Origin of the sequence: Paenibacillus sp. NPDC058177, assembly GCF_042883835.1 — a bacterium.
Classification (GTDB): domain Bacteria; phylum Bacillota; class Bacilli; order Paenibacillales; family Paenibacillaceae; genus Paenibacillus_AQ; species Paenibacillus_AQ agri.
The window spans coordinates 132,191-153,428 of the sequence record NZ_JBHVVB010000006.1; the positions used below are offsets into that span (position 1 = coordinate 132,191).

General features: G+C 48.8%; 20 protein-coding genes. 4 read left to right on the forward strand and 16 right to left on the reverse strand.

Annotated elements, in window-relative coordinates:
- Positions 1–70 precede the first annotated feature (70 nt).
- Positions 71–955, forward strand: coding sequence for a carbohydrate ABC transporter permease (locus tag ACFVU8_RS22170; RefSeq protein ID WP_175370957.1), 885 nt, complete (start codon positions 71–73; stop codon positions 953–955).
- A gap of 61 nt (positions 956–1,016) precedes the next feature.
- Positions 1,017–1,907 carry a carbohydrate ABC transporter permease gene (locus ACFVU8_RS22175; RefSeq protein WP_379469257.1) on the forward strand — a complete coding sequence of 297 codons (891 nt, stop codon included), beginning with the start codon at positions 1,017–1,019 and terminating at the stop codon, positions 1,905–1,907.
- Positions 1,908–2,014: 107 nt separating this feature from the next.
- On the opposite strand, the gene ACFVU8_RS22180 is transcribed toward ACFVU8_RS22175, so the two are convergent.
- Entirely contained in the window at positions 2,015–3,133 is a 1,119-nt protein-coding gene (locus tag ACFVU8_RS22180) for a hypothetical protein (RefSeq protein ID WP_387430246.1), read from the reverse strand.
- 424 nt (positions 3,134–3,557) lie between these two features.
- On the opposite strand from ACFVU8_RS22180, the gene ACFVU8_RS22185 reads away from it, so the two are divergent.
- Positions 3,558–4,379, forward strand: coding sequence for a TerC family protein (locus ACFVU8_RS22185; protein ID WP_379469261.1), 822 nt, complete (start codon positions 3,558–3,560; stop codon positions 4,377–4,379).
- A gap of 83 nt (positions 4,380–4,462) precedes the next feature.
- On the opposite strand, the gene ACFVU8_RS22190 is transcribed toward ACFVU8_RS22185, so the two are convergent.
- Together ACFVU8_RS22190 and ACFVU8_RS22195 are read right to left on the reverse strand one after the other, a co-directional pair.
- Positions 4,463–6,835, reverse strand: a complete 2,373-nt coding sequence (locus tag ACFVU8_RS22190; protein ID WP_387430248.1) for a YcdB/YcdC domain-containing protein — start codon at positions 6,833–6,835, stop codon at positions 4,463–4,465.
- A gap of 176 nt (positions 6,836–7,011) precedes the next feature.
- Positions 7,012–7,794, reverse strand: a complete 783-nt coding sequence (locus tag ACFVU8_RS22195) for a TrmB family transcriptional regulator (protein ID WP_387430250.1) — start codon at positions 7,792–7,794, stop codon at positions 7,012–7,014.
- A gap of 216 nt (positions 7,795–8,010) precedes the next feature.
- Between ACFVU8_RS22195 and ACFVU8_RS22200 the strand changes: the two genes are divergently transcribed.
- Positions 8,011–8,973, forward strand: coding sequence for a serine hydrolase domain-containing protein (locus tag ACFVU8_RS22200; protein WP_379469267.1), 963 nt, complete (start codon positions 8,011–8,013; stop codon positions 8,971–8,973).
- A gap of 478 nt (positions 8,974–9,451) precedes the next feature.
- Here the strand turns inward: ACFVU8_RS22200 and ACFVU8_RS22205 are convergent, their stop codons facing one another.
- From ACFVU8_RS22205 to ACFVU8_RS22265, 13 genes are all read right to left on the reverse strand, one after another.
- A complete protein-coding gene (locus tag ACFVU8_RS22205; RefSeq protein ID WP_066376720.1) occupies positions 9,452–10,204 on the reverse strand; it encodes an ABC transporter permease in 753 nt (250 codons plus the stop codon).
- Positions 10,198–10,974, reverse strand: coding sequence for an ABC transporter ATP-binding protein (locus tag ACFVU8_RS22210; RefSeq protein WP_387430252.1), 777 nt, complete (start codon positions 10,972–10,974; stop codon positions 10,198–10,200). The genes ACFVU8_RS22205 and ACFVU8_RS22210 overlap by 7 nt, the downstream gene beginning before the upstream one ends.
- Entirely contained in the window at positions 10,955–11,971 is a 1,017-nt protein-coding gene (locus ACFVU8_RS22215; protein ID WP_379469274.1) for an ABC transporter substrate-binding protein, read from the reverse strand. The genes ACFVU8_RS22210 and ACFVU8_RS22215 overlap by 20 nt, the downstream gene beginning before the upstream one ends.
- Before the next feature lie 383 nt (positions 11,972–12,354).
- A complete protein-coding gene (locus ACFVU8_RS22220; protein ID WP_387430531.1) occupies positions 12,355–13,362 on the reverse strand; it encodes a HoxN/HupN/NixA family nickel/cobalt transporter in 1,008 nt (335 codons plus the stop codon).
- A gap of 21 nt (positions 13,363–13,383) precedes the next feature.
- On the reverse strand, positions 13,384–14,145 hold the full coding sequence (locus tag ACFVU8_RS22225; RefSeq protein ID WP_387430253.1) for an urease accessory protein UreD: 762 nt from the start codon (positions 14,143–14,145) through the stop codon (positions 13,384–13,386).
- Positions 14,146–14,207: 62 nt separating this feature from the next.
- Positions 14,208–14,897, reverse strand: coding sequence for an urease accessory protein UreG (ureG, locus tag ACFVU8_RS22230; protein WP_175370948.1), 690 nt, complete (start codon positions 14,895–14,897; stop codon positions 14,208–14,210).
- 36 nt (positions 14,898–14,933) lie between these two features.
- Entirely contained in the window at positions 14,934–15,659 is a 726-nt protein-coding gene (locus tag ACFVU8_RS22235; protein ID WP_387430533.1) for an urease accessory protein UreF, read from the reverse strand.
- Between the two features lie 2 nt (positions 15,660–15,661).
- Positions 15,662–17,377: an urease subunit alpha gene (gene ureC, locus ACFVU8_RS22240; protein WP_387430255.1), complete on the reverse strand. Its 1,716-nt coding sequence runs from the start codon at positions 17,375–17,377 to the stop codon at positions 15,662–15,664.
- Positions 17,358–17,741, reverse strand: coding sequence for an urease subunit beta (gene ureB, locus ACFVU8_RS22245; RefSeq protein ID WP_387430257.1), 384 nt, complete (start codon positions 17,739–17,741; stop codon positions 17,358–17,360). Before ureB ends, ureC begins: the two co-directional genes overlap by 20 nt.
- Before the next feature lie 55 nt (positions 17,742–17,796).
- Positions 17,797–18,105 (reverse strand): urease subunit gamma, encoded by a 309-nt coding sequence (locus ACFVU8_RS22250; RefSeq protein ID WP_387430259.1) that lies wholly within the window; start codon positions 18,103–18,105, stop codon positions 17,797–17,799.
- Between the two features lie 31 nt (positions 18,106–18,136).
- Positions 18,137–18,925, reverse strand: coding sequence for an SDR family oxidoreductase (locus tag ACFVU8_RS22255; RefSeq protein ID WP_387430261.1), 789 nt, complete (start codon positions 18,923–18,925; stop codon positions 18,137–18,139).
- Between the two features lie 54 nt (positions 18,926–18,979).
- Complete coding sequence (locus ACFVU8_RS22260) at positions 18,980–19,870, reverse strand: dihydrodipicolinate synthase family protein (RefSeq protein WP_387430263.1); 891 nt, start codon at positions 19,868–19,870, stop codon at positions 18,980–18,982.
- Positions 19,867–21,231, reverse strand: coding sequence for a dihydroorotase (locus ACFVU8_RS22265; RefSeq protein ID WP_387430265.1), 1,365 nt, complete (start codon positions 21,229–21,231; stop codon positions 19,867–19,869). Before ACFVU8_RS22265 ends, ACFVU8_RS22260 begins: the two co-directional genes overlap by 4 nt.
- Positions 21,232–21,238 lie beyond the last annotated feature (7 nt).

Consider the following 21,238-nt stretch of genomic DNA (forward strand, 5'->3'; position numbering starts at 1 on the left):
ATGTTCCGCCGGGTGGCTTCCCGGTACGATGGAAGTAGATAGATTACCCTTTTAAAAGGACGGAGATTCCATGCACAGAGTATTAAGCGACAAAAAAGCAATTGCCCTGCTGATCGCGCCCGGTCTGTTCCTGTTTGCCTTTATGATCTGCATTCCTATCTTTATGAGCGCCTATTACGGCTCGACAGACTGGGGCGGAATCGGCAAATACAACTTTATCGGCTTGGACAATTACCGTGAGATCCTGTTTCACGACAAAGTATTCTGGACCTCGCTGGGCAACGCACTGCTGCTGACGGCAGCGACTGTATTCCTGCAGCATCCCTTCGCCATTCTACTGGCGATCTTCCTGACGCATTCGGGTAAATACGAGAAGGTATTCCGGACCATCTTCTTCATTCCTGCAGTTATCTCCATTGTTGTAACTGCCAAGCTTTGGAGCAGCATTTTCCATCCCAATTACGGCCTGCTCAACAAGCTGCTGGACGGCATTGGCCTGGAGGCCCTGAAGCATGACTGGCTCGGTGATCCCAATACGGCCATCTGGTGTATTATCATCGTCGTTATGTGGCAAGGTTTCGGGTATGCGCTACTTCTCTATTACTCAGGCTTGCAAGGTATTCCAAGTGATCTGAGCGAAGCCGCCAAGATCGACGGAGCGAATAACTTCACGCTCTACACGCGTATCATCATTCCATTGCTCTCCCCTATGATGCGGGTAGCTATCATCATCGCCGTAACGACTTGTCTCAAGCAGATGGAGACCGTATTCCTGATGACGAATGGCGGTCCGGCGAACAGCACACAGTTCCTTGGCAACTACTTGTACAAAACCGCCTTCTCCTCGTCGCTGTACGGTTACGGGAATGCGATTTCGATCTTGTTCATCATCTTCTGTCTGGTGCTGACGGTTGTGCTGAACAAAGTACTCAAAAAAGATATCGGTGAATTCTAGGGCCGGAATACCGCCGGCATTTCCATAACGCTAAGAAAAGACTTTAACCGGAGGAACCCATATGACCAATTCCTTATCGCCGGCAGCTCCGCTGCCAAGCACGAAGCCGCATAAAGAGGAACGCCGCAAGGTATCCGGCGGTAAAATCCTGATGATGGCTTTCCTAATCCTGATTGCCTTGTTTCAGCTCTTTCCGCTGATCTGGCTGGTAGACTACTCCCTGCTAAAGAGCGGTGAATTCTTCGGAAGCTCATTCCTGAAATGGCCGTCCCCGCCACAATGGCAGAATTACGTTAATGCCTTTACCTACGGGCGGGTCCCGCGCTATTTTGCCAACAGCCTTATCATTACAGTCATTACGGTGATACTGTCTGCCCTGGTCTCCCTGATGATGGGCTATGCGTTCACCCGCATGAAATGGAAGCTGAGCGGAGTTGTCCTCTCCCTGATCATGATGGGGATGATTATTCCGATTCATGCCACCCTGTTGCCGAACTTCATTCTGTTCAACAAGCTGGGCATGCTCAACAATATGTACACCCTGATTCTGCCTTACTCAGCTATTGTGATCCCGATGAGTGTGCTGATTATGACCGGGTTCCTGGAGACCATTCCACGCGCAATTGAAGAGTCTGCAGTGATCGACGGGGCCAGCATTTACGGCGTCATTTTCAAAATCATTTTTCCGATTACCAAGCCTGCACTGGCTACGGTCTGCGTACTCAATTTCATCAGTACCTGGAATGAATTCATTATGGCGAATACCTTCCTCACCTCGGAGGATTTGAAAACCATCCCCTTCTCCATCATGAAATTCGCTGGTGAATACTCATCCAACTACGGCGCACAGTTCGCGGTTATGACGATTATCGCCATCCCGACGATCCTGATCTACTTGCTCTTCACCGAGCAAATGACCAAAGGAATCACAGCCGGAGCGGTAAAAGGCTAAGCTTCTAGGCATAAGAAAAGCATGGGAACTCTCGCAGAATGAGAGTCTCCATGCTTTTGTTTTTTCCGTACCTATTCCTTGTCCGTATCCGTTCCTTACACGTATCCTTATTCATCACCCGTTACTTTCGGAAAAGAAAAACGCTCCCCACCTGTGAGGGTGTAATCAAAAGTCTGTGGCTCACCAACCTGCTTGTTATTGCTGTCGTAAACGGTTAGCTGACCGCCCTTGATTAGCAGCTTACCAGCAGGCGTCTCACCATTATAGGCGTATACAACCGCTCCACTGGTGCTCTCGTCAAAGTACAGCGTTGGATCATAGAGCAGGAGCAGATTGCCCACAAGGCCAACAGGAATGATCTGCGGGTCCACATTCGGGTTCGGCTTCCGGTCTGGCAGGAAATCCTGAATGTCCTTATAAATCGCACTTTGCGTAACAAAGGTCTCCTTCTTCAGATCAAAATATCCGAAATCTCTGCTTCTCCATACGTACAGATGATCGCCATCCAAGATCGAATTACCAGGACTCACAATCATATCGCCAAAAGGGAGGCCTGTAGCAGGAAATTCCTTTACCGCGAATGCGGACGAATTCTTGCTGTAATCAACAACGACGATCCAGCCCTCGCCCGGCTTAAAGATTTTGGGCGCTGCCGTAAAGACAAGTCTGAAGCCACTATTATCCTTTGTAGCGGCTGCGTTAGCCAGATAAAAGCGTTTGTCCGTAAACCCCTGAAAATCGTTCAGTGTAAGCTTATAACTGCCTTCTTGGTCCTGTATCGTGTACACAGGGTTCTCTTCATCTTCAGGGCCCGTCACCTCGAACCCTTTAAAGACATCCTTCTGCTCCTCTGGCTTCTGCTTCACATCGGTTAACTGAAGCGTATAACCATGATCAGATCCGCTCACAGGCACGGCAATTTGCCGATCCAGAATCAATGTGGTTCCGCTCCAATACAGCGGTGAAGCATGGTCACCCTTATAGGAATAAAGATCATCTCCGTAGGCTAGCTCTGATCGGGAGAGATCCCAGGTTCCAAGCTTCGCCGTTCCGCTGTCTCCATTCCCCGCACGGTAGACGAGAAACGGAATTTCTGCCTGAACAGGCGGGTATTCCTCATTGTTGTTATCTTTGACCCCTTCGGGTGCCGGTGCTATACTGCTACATGCTGCCAAGATGAGCAGTAACGCAGCGGTCAGGAACATAAACCTTGGCTTTCTCATCATGGATCACGCTCTCTTTCACGTAAATTTAGTGCCCTATCAATTATATAGACCTCATATGCACATCCTAACCCTACAACATGCAAAAGTAAAATTATCGTGCCCCGCGATCACTCACACAACCATTGACATAGGGATTCAACTAATATATGATCTACCTAGAATCATTACTGAAACTTCAAAATTTCATATATCCCGTAAAGGGGAGTAGCTGTTAAGTAAAGTCGTCAGTACGAGAACGTGAGGATGTTCTCCGGCTTTATTGGCAATATACATTGTTAGCGAGACCTTTACCAATCAGGTTAGACCTTTATTCCAAAGGCTAATCTGTTTGGTAAAGGTCTTTTTTATATATTAAAATTACCATTTTATGGTATAACAAGTGTCTCTTTACGGGATACTTACAGTCAAAGAGGAGGAAACAACAATGGATTGGGGATTATTATTAGAGTATGGATGGGTACTGCTTGTCCTCGTAGCACTGGAGGGGCTACTGGCGGCAGATAATGCGCTGGTTCTGGCTATTATGGTCAAGCACCTGCCGGATGCAGAGAGGAAGAAAGCACTGTTCTACGGATTGGCCGGGGCATTTATATTCCGTTTCGGTTCACTATTTGTCATCTCTTATCTGGTAGATATATGGCAGGTACAAGCTATTGGTGCAATTTATCTGTTATTTATTGCGGGTAACCACATTTTCCGAAAACTATTGGTCAAGAAACCCTCTACCGAAGAAACTAATGAGGGCGAGACCCCTGAGGCTAAAAAGAAATCGAGTTTCTGGTTTACCGTACTTAAAGTCGAGATCGCTGATATCGCTTTTGCCGTCGATTCCATCCTGGCAGCAGTAGCTTTGGCTGTAGCGCTCCCTGCAAGTGGCTTGCCTAAAATTGGAGGCCTCGACGGTGGACAATTCCTGGTCATCTTCGCTGGCGGATTCATCGGACTGGTCATTATGCGTTTTGCAGCTACCTTCTTCGTCAAGCTGCTCCATTCCCGCCCTGGACTTGAGATTGCAGCCTTCTTCATCGTCGGCTGGGTCGGCGTCAAGCTAGCGATCATCACCATGGCGCATCCTTCACTCGGCGTGCTGTCTGAGGACTTCGCTCACAGCACCTGGTGGAAATTAACCTTCTACGTAGTATTAGTGCTTATTGCTGTAATCGGATGGTTCATGAGCAGTAAGAAAGAGGAAGAGCAGCCTCATGACAACCCGCTCAAGGAAGCGAATAAACAGCCTAGCAAGTAATAGCGAACTGTAATAAAACAAACAGCCTGCCCCGCCATATGGCGGAGAGCAGGCTGTTCTTTTGGTACAAGCTTATAATTGGACTAGTATCTGTTGTTGCTGCCAATAATCTGATCCGTTTTACCTTGCAGTTCTACCAGCTTCATTATAATAGTGGCAACTTGCGCCTTTGTTACATTCTGCCCTGGGTTGAACTTGCCACCTTCATCCTTCAGAAGCCCCAGCTTCACAGTGAGAGCTACCGCACCCTTATTAACGATAGCGGATGCATCACTGAACTGTTCTACCACAGCATCCTTATCGAGATAGGCCGAGATTTTGCTGTATTTCACAAAAGAGGTTAGCAGAACAGCCAACTGTTCACGAGTCAGTTTCTTATCAGCTTGGAACGCTGTATCCTTGCTGATCCAGCCGCTTTGCACGGCAAAACTTACAGCATCATAATACGGGCTATCCACACTGGTACCAGCTGTTGCTTTACGCTCACTACCATTATTATAATATTCGGCGTAGTAAGGCTGAGTAGCTTTCGCCAAATAGGTAATCAAATCCCCAGCAGTAACTTCCTGATCAGGATTTAATTTGCCGCTCCCATCCACCTCGAATACTCCGTATTTCAGAAGTTCGGTAAGCTGCTGTTCAGCAGCATGACCCTTAATATCACTGGCATCAGCACCCTTCTGCACAGGATTGGTGTAGATGGTCGTCCACTGACCAGTGACAGCGTTCAAAGTTTCGTACGAGTTCTTCTCTTCGGTCGGCACCAATGCGTACACCAGGGTCACCTTTGGTTCCGCATAAGTATTATTGAAAGTATAGCCTCCAGTTTGTTTATACTGAAGCTCCACCTTATATTGCTTTGCGTACTTTTCCAACGCATCCTGCTTGGTAATCTTGGCTACCGGCTCCTGGGTAATCTTGTCGGTGTTCAAACGATTACCGTAGTAAGCCACCAATCTTCCGTACACATCCAGATTCAAACTGATGGTGCTTCCGCTTACAGGAATTCCATTGTGCTGGAGAATGTACTGGTATCTGTAGCCTGCGCCATCCGGAAGCGTACTCCATTCAGTGCCATATTCAATCTGCTTCAATGTACTGCTGGCTTGCGGGTAAAGTGCATTGATTAGCGCAGTAGCTTTCTGCGCGGCTTCTGCGGCTGTCAGCTTCTTAGCACCTGCTGGCGCAGCCGGAGTCTTCGTTTTTCCATCTTCAGCAAAGTTGTACTGCTCTGACTGGAAGTTTATGATTTCTCCGCTAGACGCATCGATCTCAGCAGAGGATTGGGACGGAAATCCCGGTCCAAAGCTCCGCTGTCCTTCATCCCAGGAGAGTCTCCATACCTTGCGGTCTGGACTCTGGTAGCTATCCCCGAGCGTTTTGCTTGTCAGCTTGCGCCCAGTAGGAATATACCCCACCTTTTCTACCAGCTTGGCCGCCTGCTCGGCAGTAAGTTCAGCACTACCCTGCGACTTGAAGACTTCCTTAGCCTGCGGTACAGCAGTGTAGGTTACTGGACTGGAAGGCACCGGAACACCTTCATCTGTCAATTTCTTGCCGGTTGCTGCGTCAACAGCATAGAGCGCCTGCTCCACTGGAGACCAGCTCAGAATCCAGCTGTCCGGTACTCCATTTTTATAAATCGGATTATAATACAATGCCACATCAAAACTGTCCCGAATGCTCTTCTCCGCCTGGGCCAGGGTTACTTTTGGCACTGCGGAAGGGTAGACGAGATTCTCTGAAGATTTATGAAAGGAGACCACTTCACCATTGCCATCCACTGTAATATTCAGATTATCACCTGTAGAAGGAAGTCCATTCTTCAAGAGATTGAAAGTAAAATTGTAGCGAACCGGTCCAAAAAGTGCATTGCCATAATTATAGTTAGGGTTGTCCTGCAATTTCAAATCACTGCTCTTAATGCTGGCGGCAGCTTTGGAAATAAACGCCCGTGCTTTTTCTAGCGCCTGGGCCTCTGTTACCTTGGGCGGGTAGTAACTTTCATTAATTTGATTAGGGAAATAGAGATAGGTATTGATCAGATCACCATTCAAGGCGTCTACTTCACTACTGAATCCGTATCCTGAATTTCCAATTTGATATTGCCACTGAATATTCCAGACCATTTGATTCGAGGGAACTGGATATCTATTGGTTGACCCCAACTCCGTGGAATTAACTTTAGCCTCTTTAAGTATCGGAAATAATTCCTTTAATTTGGCAATGGCAGCTTCCTTCGAGAATTTCACCTTGGAAGGGTCAGCGGCCACGACCTCCGTGTTTGCAGCAGAATCGCTAACTGCACTTGCTGAGACAACGACGGTTGACGAGCTGACAGTACCGGAGCTCGCCGCTCCGGCGAGGCCTGCGGGCAATAACAGAGAGAGTGCGACGGTTGCCACTAGTGCTGTTCTAGTCTTCTGCTGGATAAAAGTAGTGTTGTTGCTTTTCAAAAGTGTTCATCCTCCTCTACACATGATCTAGCAATTATACCATCCGCTTCATTAATTTCCCATTATTTATTTACGACAGGAAATTTTTAAACTCTCCAAATCATTCATTGCTGACGACAAAAAGGGACAACACAGGCCACTAAAGTGCCAAATGCTGTCCCCGATTTTTAAAAAAACTACTCAAGCAATCCTTTATATGGACCAATAATCGCCTCATAGTGACTGCCGTATTTCGCTGTCAGCTCCTCGGCGAAGTCCTGCCCGATTCTTTCCATCACTACATCATGATAAAAGCCGTTCTGCAGCAATTCGATCACCGAGGGGTGATCACTTTCCAGAGCCGTCAGCCGCAGTGTTTTACCAAAACTGCCAATCAAGGCAGAACGGTTATCGCAGAGGATCGAGAAACGCCGGCTCTCCGCCCCGTTCCATGCCTCCTGCCGTTCGTGGACGATAACCTTCTTGAGTGGTGTGTGGCTTTCGCCAATCGTAATCAGCACCACTTCCACGCCCCGATTCTCCGCCTCCAGCAGTGCTTCTTCGACCCAATGAATATCTTCTGACCACAAATCAACCACGATGCTCTTGTCTGCATTCGCTATCAATCGCCGGATAGCCGTCTCCAGCGCCCGCTCACCCTGCCAGTTATAAAAAAAGGTGGATGTCCGTACCGGATTCTGCATCTGCTCCAGCAGATTCGCTGCCGTCTGCTCAAAGTCTACCTTGAGGAGTCTGATCAGCTGTCCAATCGGAACAGCATCGTACAGGACAGGCTCGGCCTCGATAGCCCTGCACACGCCTTTGTCCGTCAGCGATCGGAGGGCCGCGTACACATTTGTACGGGACACCGACACTCTTTTGGCCACTTCATAGCCGGACAGATTGCCCTCTTCATGCAGCGTCAGATAACATCTTGCTTCCAGATCCGATAATCCTATTTTGCGCAGTTCCTCAATCAATGGTTGGTTCCCCTTTCATGTTCCGATAACCTTCTCCAATAGGAGTATAAATAAATACCACTACGAATACAATAAACAGCCTTATGGACTGCAAATTACGAGCTTTATTAAGGAGATAGAGATGCGAATGAAGTTGAAGGGTTTGAACTTGGGCAGATGATCTGGTAGACTTTCCAGAACCGTATTCATCATACAAGCGCACTAACTACCTAGGAGATGATTCGCATACACGACTTTAACTTCACAACGCTGGTTCAAGGGCTGGAGGAATTAGAAATCCGCAGCACTCTGATTCTCCACAAAGATTCCCCTGTACTGGAGCATTACCGGGAACCAGAGGTTGCTGCACAACTTAATAGAATAAATTCCTGCACCAAAAGCATTCTCTCTGCTTTGGTCAGCATTGCCATAGACCGGGGAATTCTGCCACACCAGGATACCCCTATTACAAGGTTCTATCCTTCTCTACTGCTGGACCCCGATCCCCGCAAGCACGAGATCACCTTGGCCCATCTGCTAACGATGACAGCAGGTTTTGGCTGGACAGAATTTGGCGGACGGAATTCCTTTCCGACCATGACGAAGACGGACGACTGGGTCCAGTATGTGTTGTCCTTGCCACTGGAGGATGAGCCTGGGACACGCATGGAGTATAACTCCGGCGGCTCCCAGCTCCTGTCGGCCATCCTGCGGCAGGCCGCAGGACAGACAGTGGCGGAGTTCGCCGAGCAGCACCTGTTCGGTCCGCTCGGCATCGAGGAGTACCGCTGGGATACCGACCCGCAGGGTAATCATACCGGCGGTTTCGGGTTGTATATGCAGCCGAAGGACATGGCTAAATTCGGCCAATTGTTTTTGCAAGAGGGACGGTGGGAAGGACAGCAACTCATTTCCCCATCCACCGTACATTTATCCACGCAGCCACTGTATGAGGCAACACTGCCCCGCAAGGGATTTTACGGCTGGCATTGGTGGGTCTCAAGCTTCCCTAACGCTGAGGAAGACCTCGGCGAGACAAGCTACTACTATGCACTTGGCTACGGCGGCCAATATATCGTGGTTGTCCCCAGCTTCGAGTTAGTCGTAGTTGTTACTAACGATAAATACGGCAGAAAACGGAAGCCTGTAGATGTCTTCCGGCAGTTGGTAGTACCACTTCTGAATGGTGAACAGCTCTAAAATACTGGGATAGAACGGACCCTCAAAGAAAGATCATCTCATCTACAGAGAATCGATCTTTGTTTCTCAGACATAGAGCGAAAGAAGTTGAGAAATCAGGTAACTTGATTGAGCAATAAAACAGGTTTAAACAGTCTGTGGGCACTACGATGGAATGTTTGGACTTCCGCTCGCTGTGCCGCTGTTAGAGGCCTTCTATTAAAAGCACGACAGAAAAATCCCCAAAATGCAAATAAGGGCATTTTTGTACCCTAAATATCCTGCAGCTAAAGGGTAGTGGAAATTAAGGACAATATTGTACCTTAATTTTTCCACAATAGCCCTTTCAGCGCACTTTTTCAGGAATTAAGGTACAATAATGCTCTTATTTTACTTATTATCCTTAAAAAAGGTGAAATAGAGTACAAAAATGCTCTTAATTAGAGATCGCCTACCATTTGTCATCCTTGGCCTATATCCTCAATATCCTCTAGCTCCCCTAATTCCGCCACTTCATGAACTTGTAGTCCAGAAGGTCAACCAGCAGGAACAGTACAAAGCCCACAAGGCTGAACAGCATGATGCCTGCGTACATTTCCGGATAATCAAGCCTTAGCCAAGCGTCCATGATGAAGAAGCCCATGCCATGGTCTGTGCCATAAATTTCAGTGAAGAACAATACCGAGATGGCTGTTCCAAGAGAAATTCGAATCGTGCTGAGGATGACAGATAGTGCACCAGGCAGCGTAACATTCCAGAATTTCTGCGCAGAGCCTGCACCGAGACTCGTCAGCACATCATACGTATTATCCGGGATAGATTTCACGCCGTCCCGCACGGAGATAATAATCTGGAAGAGCAGGATCAGCATGATCATCAGAATCTTGGAGGTCTCGCCAAGCCCGAAGAACAGCATCACCACCGGCAGCAAGGCAATTTTCGGCACCGGATAGGTCAGGTACACCACCGGATCAAGTAACTTATTCCATGTGGCCGAGCGACCCATTAACAAGCCAATCATTAGCCCGATGAGCAACGCCAGCAGTACTCCCGCAAAAATCCGCATCAGACTGTAGCCGACATTCAGCGCAAGATCCCGTCCTCCGAGTTCGCCCATAGCCTGATAGACTACCAGCGGACTCGGCAGAATCGGGTGATTCATCAGCAAATAAGCGATATACCAGACTACATTCATACAGAAGAAGACCAATAACAACCTGAATACTTGATGGAGCTTCCTTTTTTTCACCATTTCTCCTGCATTACCTTTCTGATTCTCTTCATTTGCTCAAAAAATTCATCACTGTCCCGTTTCTTCCCATGCTGCATGCCAAACACTGTCTCATTGTCCACAAAGACCGGAGAATCCTGCTTGCTGGACGGCATAATAATAATCTTCTGACCCAGCAGAATCGCCTCCTCCACGTCATGCGTAACGAATAATGCTGTGGCCGGGTTCGCGAGCCAACTGTCCAGGAATAGCTGCTGCAGCGCTTCTCGCGTAATGGCATCCAAGGCTGAGAATGGCTCGTCCAGCAAAAGAATGGTAGGTAAAATAGCGAACGCCCGCGCAATCGCTACCCGCTGCTGCTGCCCTCCGCTAAGAGACAGCGGGTAACGTTCCGCCAGCTCCGGGATCCCCATGGCGGTCAGCCAGCGGGTGATCCCCTCTTCCTGCTCCGCTTTACTCTCCGTGGACCGATGGGCAATCTTCATCGCCATTCTAATGTTGGCCTGCACCGTCTTCCAGGGCAGCAGGCCGTAATTCTGTGGCACAAGGCCAACTAGTGTTTCTTTATCGCGCAGCGATTTTCCATTGAACAGCAGTTCGCCCTGGTAGGAAGGCAACAGGCCGGCAATGGCACGCAGCAGCGTGGATTTCCCACTGCCGGAAGACCCTATGACCGTATAGATGCCGTGCTCCGGCAAGGTGAAATTCATCCGTCCCAGCGCCAGCTGCCCGCTTTTATATTCAACTTCCAGGTCCTTTACACACAAGCCGCTATTTCTTAAACTGGACATCGGAGATCACTTCTTCAGGCTTAATATCCTTAGTCAGCAGACCTTTTTCATGTGCCCAGGCAAACGCAGCTTCAACCTCTTTCACATCCACCTGATTGGCTGGGACGTAAGCCGGAACCTTAATTTCGTTCTTTAATGTGTCCGGGTAGCCTACTTCTTTGATCACGAGATCGATATAATCACTTTGGTCATGCGTTTTCATATACTCTACTGCATCGTCATAAGCGGCATACATAGCCCGGATCGCGTCCGGCTTGGCATCAATTGCGGTTTGCGGGAAAGCCAGCACGAATGGATTCACATTGGCCTGAATAGTGGAGCTTAACACGCGCAGACCAGCAGCTTTCCCCATCGTTACGAAAGGCTCCGGCAAAATAGCTGCGTCAGCTTTGTTATTCTTGAGCAGCTCCAGACGAGTTGGAATTTGTGGCACTTCAGTTACCTTGATATCCTCTTCTGTCAGACCGGCCTGCTTCAGGATCGTAGCTACTGTGTATTGTGTGGAAGTATTTTTGGACAAAATTACGGTTTTGCCTTTCAGGTCCTTCACATCCTTGATCTCATCGTTCCCGGTCAGCAAGTCAAATTCGCCGAAGGTAGTACTGGTAATCTTCACATCCAGCCCGGCTTGATTGTAGATGGAGATTGCCACCAGATCGGCACTAAGCCCGTCCACTTTCCCCGCTTGAAAAGCTACATCGCGGTCCTTGGCGCTCTTGAACGTCTGAATGTTCAGGTTCACCCCGCGCTTCTGGTCAAAGCCCTGCTCGTGGGCAATAATGAACGGAATAGCATCGATCGAAGGCAGAAGTCCAAGCGATAACTCAGGAGTCTCTGCCGGAGTGTCCTTAGCTGTATCAGCAGTTGCAGTATTTCCCGCAGCATTATTTGTAGTGGCATTGTTAGCCTTATTACCGCACGCCACGCCTACTATACTGACTGTTAGCACCAGTGCTAGCAGCATCGTCATTTTTTTCACAGTCGCTCTATTCTTCATCGTTAGTTCCATCTCCCATGTGTTTTCTATGTAACTCCGTTACAGCCGTTATCCGGCCCTTTCAGTTCCGCCAGCACTTGCCAAATGCCCGGTACGCCCTGCATAAAGGAACAAGGCTTCCTCCTTTCCATCAGAAATGCTATTGTCAGCAGCCTGCACAGCCGCAGTCAAATCTTTGCTCTTTTTTTCACAAACAACTCTGTGAACATCCCTTTATGTCATTCCGGCAGTTTCAAACAATGCCATTTTACACCTATTGTTGTATTTTGTATATTTATAAATTTAAATAGTTCTAGAACGCACGCCATAACTGACCATACAAAAATAGCCTCCCCCGCCGTCTGGCAAAGGAAGGCTTGCATGATTCATTGCATTAGTATGTGTTATTGAAGAGCTGTGTTTGTTTTTTTCCAAATTATGATAGATATGATCCAGGCACTGATAAATAATGCAACCATCGCATATCCCAAATCACCAAACTCCAAGCGGCTGATCCACATCAGGAAGGGTGAACTCCAATGAAGTCCTTCAGTCAGCACCTGGGTGATTTCCACAAACCCGATGGTAAGTGCAGCTGCGACGGATACTGTCGTGATGAGAATGTTATAATACATTTTCCTTGCTGGAGTGATAAATGCCCACTGGTACGCTTTGGACATCACCATGCCATCCGCCGTATCCATGAGGCTCATGCCCGCTGCAAATAAGACCGGAAGGGACAGAATCCCCGGAATGGAGTATGCGGAGTGTACAGCTGAAGCGGAAAGAGCCAGCAGGCCAATCTCAGTGGCCGTGTCAAAACCAAGACCAAACAGAAAACCAAGCGGATAAACATGCCAGCTTCGGTTTACAAACCGAAACAAAGGACGAAACAGCCGTGCAAGCAGACCGCGGGATTCTAACAGGTGGTTGATTGCCTCAGGCTCTATTTGGCCGGAGCGCATTTTTCGGAAAGCCTGCAGTAGTTGAAGCAAAATATAGAGGTTCATAATTCCGATGAGGAGGAGAAAAAATCCCGAGACGCTCATCCCGATAATTCCGCCTATTTCCTGCATAGCGGGCATGCTTGTCTGAATCCATTTGACGGAGAAGACCACCAGAAGAACGAGAATAAATACAACGGATGAATGGCCAAGCGAGAAGAAAAAACCTACCCCTCCCGGATTTTGCTTCTGCTCGCTGAGCTTGCGAACCGTATTGTCTATAGCAGCAATATGATCCGCATCGAAAGCGTGGCGAAGGCCGTATGTGTAGGCGAGAATACCGAGCCCCCAATACGCTGAGCTGGCAGTAGTTGCGGCATAGATCAGTCCGCCAATGCCAATAATATGCAACAACACGATGATCGCGATGTATCTAAACCAGGATGAAGTGGTAAATCCAGTCTTCATGTTCATAAGCTGTGCCCCCGTTTAATTGATCATACCCTTTCCGAACACCGTTTTTCGGACGAATTGAAATGCACATTCCAGAGTTTCCTGCAAAGGCCAGGCCGCCTGTGCCGACGCTGTAACGACCAATCCGTGACGGTAAGTAAGCGTAACCCCAAACAGAACCTCACTTTTAGGCGTTCGCGGCAAGCTTTGAAGTTTCTCACGGATCGCGTCTACATGAGAGGAATTAATGCGGTCAGAGAACACATAAAAAGTTCCCCAATGTGTTTGTTCCTCCCATGCCCCTTTTTCCTGAAGATTTTGAGAGGAAGGCACTATTCTCTGCCGCTGATTAAAAATCATTTCGTCTTGATAATAGACAGACAATGCACTTTGGTATTGCCGATATTTAAATCGCTCTCCGAGATGCGTCCGGCCTGGGCACAGTACCTCAGCCTGCATCCACACGGCTCCGGGAGCGAGCCTCACAACCGTAGTATTCATATACTCCGCATCCTGATAAAGCATGCTTGGCTGGGGCATATATTGAACAAACGCGCTCTGCTCCAATTGAAACAGCTGGCGCATCTCAGCTCTTCCACCATTGGGACAGGGATGAACTTTCGTGAAGGACTGGTTTGTCACATAAAGACTTGTATTTTGTCCGGCAAACCACTCCATGGAATAGCTGTCTCCTTCAAGCATACCAGGCGAAACATCCATGACGATGATACCAAGCTCCTGATCCAGCTGAAAGGATTTTGCAATTTTAATCGGGGCCGTATGATACTTCCCCTTCAAGAAAGTCCGATCATCGCTTTGATGAAAGTACGCCCTCAACTCAGCAGTAGCAGGGTTCCCTTTCATTCAGAATCATGGCTATGCATTACCCCTTTTGCGTGGGCAATCTCATGCTTTAGCCAAGAGACAATGTCCGCAACTCCTTCACCACCGAATAAATTGGAGAAAACGAAAGGCCGTTCACCTCTCATCCGGGTCGAGTCCTCCCTCATTACGTCAAGCGAAGCGCCCACATACGGAGCTAAGTCAATTTTGTTAATGACCAGAAGATCAGAGCGCATAATGCCGGGTCCGCCCTTCCGGGGGATTTTTTCTCCTTGCGCTACATCAATGATATAAATGAACCGATCCACCAGTTCAGGACTGAAGGCCGCTGCCAAGTTATCGCCGCCGCTCTCGATGAAAATAAGGTCAAGCTCTTTAAATCGCCCCTCAAGCTCTTCTACAGCTTCAAAATTCATGGAGGCATCTTCACGGATAGCCGTATGTGGGCACCCTCCCGTTTCTACTCCAAGAATCCGTTCTTCCGGAAGAACGCCTGTACTCACCAGAATGCGTGCATCTTCCTTGGTATAAATATCATTTGTGATGACGGCAATACTGAATTCCTCGCTGATTTCACGGCTTAAACGCTCAACTAACGCTGTTTTACCGGAACCGACGGGGCCACCGATCCCAATTCGAATTGGACGGTTGGTTGGGAGACCTGGTTTCTCCCATTCCCGGTGATCATGACCTTGTCCTTGACACATAATAATGCCTCCTTTTCGTTATCGTAATATTTCGCATTAAGACATAAACAGTCGTGAATATAACGTCTCGTGACGAACCATTGCCAGTTCAGCCATAGGCATGCTGTTCCATGCTTCTTCAGGCTCTGTTTGCTCCACGATCCATACTGCTTTTTCAGTTACAGGTATTATCGCCGCTATAAGCTTCTGAGCTTCAGTCTGTCCCATGGACATCAGACGCAGCGCACTATTCATGCTGTTCACGATACAAGTATATAAATAACCTTCTACTGCTTTTCTCATTGGAATTCCCAATTGATAACTAGCAAATCCGTGAACAAGTGCATGTGTGCCCAAGGCATCACCCTGTTTGCAAGCGTCTGAAAGAGGCTGCCACTCTATTGAAGGGAAGATTTCTATTGCCAACGCCAACAGACGGCGCCCCATTTTTTCGGCTGCCTTTCGGCTCTCCATAGCCAGGCGCTGCATATGAATTTGACGCTCCACTGCCCATAGCCGCTCCCAGCCTTGAGCAGGAACGTCACGGTATACCGCTTTGATCACAAGAGCATCTCCACATGCCCAATTGTGGATGACCATGTTCTCCACATAAGAACGAAGCTGTATCGTATTGTTAATTCGCATCTCCTGAACCATCGTTTCCAGACCGAAAGAATGGGAAAATCCGCCGATTGGCAGAGCCGAGTCAAGAAGCTGTTGGTAAGCCAACCAAGAGGCCGGTGAATCTACGCCCGTTGTGTAAATGCTCTTATCGTTCTCCATATTCAAAACAAAAAGTATCGCTGAGCCATCGGAACAACTTCAGAAGGCTCGCAAGTAATGTGTATACCATCGACCGTCACTTTGTACGTTTCCGGATCAACTTCAATTTTAGGCGTAAAACCGTTATGAATCATATCCTTCTTGGATACATTGCGGCAGTTCCTAATCGGCTCCACCCGCTTCATAAGTCCCAGCCGTTCCTTTATTCCACTGTCGTAAGCGGCCTGCGATACGAACGTAATTGAGCTTTCAGTCAACGATTTGCCGTATGCGGCGAACATCGGACGTCCGAATACAGGCTGCGGTGTCGGAATCGAGGCGTTCGGATCACCCATTTGTGCGTAAGCAATACTGCCGCCTTTGAGCACCAGATCCGGCCTGACTCCAAAGAACATGGGGCTCCACAGCACCAGATCCGCGAATTTTCCGACTTCAACTGAACCGACAAGATGCGAGACGCCGTGCGTGATCGCCGGATTAATCGTATATTTGGCGATATAACGCTTGATGCGTACGTTGTCCCGTGCTTCTGTATCCGACTCAAGCGGACCGCGCTGGCGTTTCATTTTATCCGCTGTTTGCCATGTACGGATGATCACCTCACCGACACGCCCCATCGCTTGGGAATCCGAACTGATCATGCTGAAGACACCCATATCGTGTAAAATATCCTCTGCGGCTATAGTTTCAGGACGAATGCGTGAATCAGCGAACGCTACATCTTCTGGAATACGGCTGTCCAGGTGGTGACATACCATCAGCATATCCAGATGCTCCTCAATGGTATTGACGGTGAAGGGCCGGGTGGGATTGGTTGATGAAGGCAGAACATTCTGCTCAGCTGCAGCCCGGATGATATCGGGAGCATGACCGCCACCGGCTCCCTCCGTATGATAAGTATGGATCGTTCTTCCGCCTATAGCCTCCAATGTATCCTCCAGGAAACCGGATTCATTGAGTGTATCCGTGTGGATGGCAACCTGAACATCGTATTGATCTGCGGCTTTCAGACATGCATCAATGGCTGCCGGAGTACTGCCCCAATCCTCATGCAGCTTGAGACCAATTGCACCCGCCTCAATCTGCTCAATGAGAGGTTCTACGAATGAGGAGTTTCCTTTTCCGGTAAGCCCGATGTTCATTGGAAATGCCTCTACCGCCTCCAGCATGCGCATCATATGCCAGGCACCCGGCGTACAGGTTGTTGCCTTTGTCCCTGTTGCAGGCCCTGTCCCTCCCCCAATCATAGTTGTAACTCCAGAGGATAATGCAACTTCAATCTGCTGGGGACAAATAAAATGCACATGTGCATCAATGCCCCCGGCTGTAACAATCTTACCTTCTCCTGCAATAATTTCCGTGCTTGCACCAACAACCATACCTGGCGTCACGCCATCCATGATGTCAGGATTGCCTGCTTTTCCAATAGCTGTGATTACCCCATCCCGGATTCCGATATCTCCCTTCACAATCCCCCAATGGTCGATGATCACCGCATTTGTTATAAGTGTATCGAGCACACCCTCACTGCGTATGGCGCTGCTGGACTGGCCCATCCCGTCACGAATGACTTTACCACCGCCAAATTTGCACTCATCACCGTATACCGTATAATCATGTTCAATCTCTGCCCAAAGCTCTGTATCTGCAAGGCGTATGGCGTCCCCGGTTGTCGGACCAAACATACCTGCATAACTTTTACGGTCTATCTTGTGCATGACAGACTCCTTTCCATGCCTGGAGACGGTCCTTAACTTCAATGCCTAAATCTCCTTTTTCAGCAGGACCATTAGTGATGGCACTCAGACCGTAAGAGCACTTATTGCCTCCCAGAGTCACAAGCTCTACCGGCTTCTCTTCTCCGGGTTCAAAGCGCACAGCCGTTCCGGCAGGGATATTCAGTCTCATTCCAAATGCAAGTTCCCTATCAAATAATAAAGCCCGGTTGACTTCGAAAAAATGAAAATGTGATCCAATCTGAATTGGACGATCACCTAAATTTACGACAATCAGTTTCTCAGTGGCTCTGCCTGCATTAAGTTCAATCCATCCTGCTTGTGTCCGATATTCACCCGGAATCATCTTATTCCTCCTTCTATTCGTACTTGATAAAAGGACGTGATTATACTGATCTACGTTAGGTTCCGTTAATAGGCTCGTGTACGGTTACAAGTTTTGTGCCATCAGGGAACGTCGCTTCGACCTGTACCTCTTGAATCATCTCAGGTACACCCTCCATAACCTGTTCTCGCTTCAAAATTTGTGTTCCGAGCTCCATGAGCTGGGATACCGTTTTCCCATCACGAGCTCCCTCCATAATCTCCGATGTGAGGAGCGCAATGCTTTCTGGATAATTTAATTTCAACCCGCGCGCAAGCCTTCTCCGTGCCAAATCGGCGACTACAGTAATCAACAGCTTGTCTCTCTCATGAGGGCTAAGTTGCAAATAATCTCCCTACTTTCCGTAAACTTCTTTTTTACATGCTTTTGATCATACCGCCATCCACCAGCACCGTGCTGCCAGTCATATAGGATGAGGCTTCCGAAGCCAGAAAAGCGACCACTTTGCCGAACTCTTCCGGTTTGCCATAACGTCCAAGCGGAATGGTCTTGCGGGAGTCGGCCTCCACTTGTTCAATTGGAACACCCGTCTGATTCGCCTTGATTTCATCCAGCGTTCTTACACGATCCGTAGCAATTCGTCCTGGTGCTACTGTGTGGACCAGAATATTATAGGGAGCTAGTTCCATGGATAGCGTCTTCGCCATTCCCATAACGCCCAACCGAAATGTATTGGAGATTAAGAGACCTGGGATTGGCTGCTTCACCGAAGAGGACGTCAGGTTGATAATCCGGCCTGCACGACTATTTTTCATATAAGGTAGTACCTCGCGAATAAGACGGACATAGCTCAGCAGCGTTAATTCGAACGCTTGGGTCCAGTCTTCATCCGTGAACTTTTCGAACGTCCCCGCCGGCGGACCACCGGCATTATTAATCAAAATGTCTATCGTACCGAACAGGTCAACCGTTCTAAGAACCGCTGCCTTCAACTGCTCCGGTTTAGTAATGTCACATAACACATATTCGACCTGACCCGCTGCCACCTGCTGCAGTTCTTCCTTGGCAAGCTTCAGTTCTTCCTCGTTCCGCCCGGAAAGCATCACGTTGGCGCCTTCCTTTGCTAACTCCAGCGCACTGGCTTTGCCAAGTCCTCTGCTTGAGGCCGCTATAAATACCGTTTTGCTTGTTAAATTCAAGTCCATGCTCATCCCCCTGCCGAAAATCGTATCTTACAGCAGCACCATCAGTTGGTGCTTCTACTCTAGTTCCAATCCAAGAAAAGCGATTATCTCCTGAAGCTCCTGCATGGTTTGTGGATCAATGGAAGCTCCCGGGAAACGCACATGTGAGCTTGCAATCGCCTGACGCAGCTTGAAGGTCTCTTTACGGATAGTTACGCCGCCGATTCCAAGCTGCGCTTCGAAGCGAATTAACGGCAAATAACGGTAGAAGTACGCTCTCGCCTCCTGCTTCTTACCCGCTTTGAACAGATTATAGGTCTCCACAAGGATTTCCGGATAAGCGAAGCCCGTCATGATCCCCACCGCACCTCGTTCAAGTTCTTCGTAGAAATACATTCCCCCGAGACCACCGAAAATACGAAGATTGGCCTGTTTTAGAATGCTAGTGATCTTGATTGTGGTCGGCGCTTCTTCCAGCTTGACGTACTTGATCTGAGGCACGCACTCCGCCAGCTTCGCGATAAATGGCGCGCTCAGACGAACGCCTGTCGTTACCGGTTCGTCCTGCAGTACGATCGGAATCGAGATTTTCTCAGCCACATTTGCAAAATAACGAAGCAGCATATCTTCATTGTTCAAATTGGCAGGAGATGCAACCATGACGGCCGCTGCTCCGGCTTCCTCCGCTCTCTTGGCCAACTCACCGGCCAACTCACTGCCTGGCGCCGAGCAGCCGACGATCACAGGCACACGCCCGTTCGTCTGGTGCAAGACGATGTTCATAACCCGGTAACGCTCGGACTCGGACAGCTTGTGAGCCTCTCCCATAATGCCTAGTATTGTCATTCCGTGAACACCGGAATGAATATAGAACTCTGTCAGTTTTCGCAGACTCTCTTCATCCAGACTGCCATCGTCGTGGAAAGGAGTCAGCGTAATGACACAAAGACCTTGCAAATCGCTCATTTGGAACCCCCCACTTTATTAGCTACGAATTTCCCGAAGCCTGGCTTTTGAACCACTTCATCTCCGTCATAAACGGTACACCCTCGGACTATCGTATGAATGATCTTCCCCTGTACCTTTTGACCGTGAAAAGGTGTGATTTTGGCATTTGTCCGAAACTTCTGCTCGTCAATCACCCAATGTGCGTGGGGATCAATGACTGTAAAATCGGCATCATAACCCGGAGCGATCCGACCTTTGCCTTCGATCTGGAAGACTTCGGCGGGATGCTGCGACAACAGCTGTGCATATTGCACCGGCGTCATCTGCCCTTTAGCTACACCACGATCAAAGATCAGCGAAGCCATTATTTCCAGACCGGGAAGTCCCGGCGCCGCTTTGAAAATGTTCTCCTTACCCGCATCCTTCTTACTCTTATCCCATGGGACGTGATCCGACGTAATCATGTTAAACGCGCCTGCCTTGACATACTCCCACATCTTCATTGCATCTTCCGGTTGACGCAGCGGAGGGTTCATCTTCGCCTTCGTGCCAAGACGTTCAAGATCGCCGACGTCCTTCAAAAAATACGGGTAGCACGTTTCAGCTGTCACCCGCACGCCCTGCCGCTGAAATGCTTGGATAAGCTCTATGGTACGAGGATGGCTAACATGGACGATGTGAAGTTTCGCCTGTGTCCAATAGGCCATTTCCAGCAACTTGAGCACCTCAACCGATTCGCTGACTGCAGGCCGGGTCTCCATATGCGCCCGGGGTGCCACGTTGCCTTTTTCCGAGTATTCCTCGATCAAATGCCCGATGATCTCACCGTTCTCCGCATGGAATGCCACCGGAAGTCCTATCTTCCCCGCAAGCTGCAGCGACTGAAGCACTTCATGATCCGGAATGCGCGGAAAGCGGTAAGGGTCCGCTTCAAAAGTGGACAGCTTGAACGCGATAGCACCGGCTTCAGCCAACGGGCCAATCTGCCAGGTGCCTCCTTTCGCTACGGTAGCCCACAATCCTACATCCACAATAGCTTCTTGCTCCAGCAGTGCCACTTTGTCCTTGAAGCGTTCTACGCTAGTGATGGGATCAGGCGAATCATAAGGCATGTCAAGAATAGTAGTGAATCCGCCTACGGCTGCCGAGGCTGTATTGTTAATGAAGCCTTCTTCAGGATTCGTATAACAATGTACATGAGCATCAATTAATCCCGGGAAGATATAGCAATCTTCAAAGTCGAGTGTCCGTTCTCCGTTCAGAGCTGCCTGTTCTGGCGAGAACGTCTCAATGACGCCGTTATTAATGCCGAGCTCGCCCGCTACCACGCCGTCTTCAAGCACCAGGCATCCTCTTACGACAAGTTGGTAAGTGCTCATTTTCATT